Below are 389 nucleotides of genomic sequence, written 5' to 3' on the forward strand. Positions count from 1 at the left end.
GCACCGTTGAAGATCGCAACATGGTTATCCCACGTTGGTTGGCTCACCCAGACTTCTGAATTTGGGAAATAGGTTTTTAAGAAATCTGCACCCACTTTTAATGCACCTGAACCACCCAGTGTCTGAATGGTTGCAACACGACCTTGTTGAATTGCAGGGCTATTTGCACCAAACAACAACGCCTGAATCGCATCACGGTAAGGTTTAAAACCTTCCATTGGAAGATAAAGTTTAGTTTTATCATTTTTAGGTGCAATGCGTTTCTGCGCTTCGATAATGGTATCGAGCTGTGGAACGATGCTATCTTCGTTGTAGTACAAACCAATACTTAAATTAACCTTTTCAGCGCGTGAATCAGCATTAAACTGTTCCATTAAAGAGAGGATTGG

General features: G+C 41.9%; 1 protein-coding gene. It reads right to left on the minus strand.

All coding sequences use genetic code 11. The features are described from left to right. A partial coding sequence (locus DK207_RS15670; RefSeq protein ID WP_162540254.1) for an aminotransferase class I/II-fold pyridoxal phosphate-dependent enzyme occupies nt 1-389 on the minus strand: 389 nt, incomplete at both ends.

Origin of the sequence: Acinetobacter haemolyticus (assembly GCF_900406815.1) — a bacterium.
Lineage (GTDB): Bacteria > Pseudomonadota > Gammaproteobacteria > Pseudomonadales > Moraxellaceae > Acinetobacter > Acinetobacter haemolyticus_A.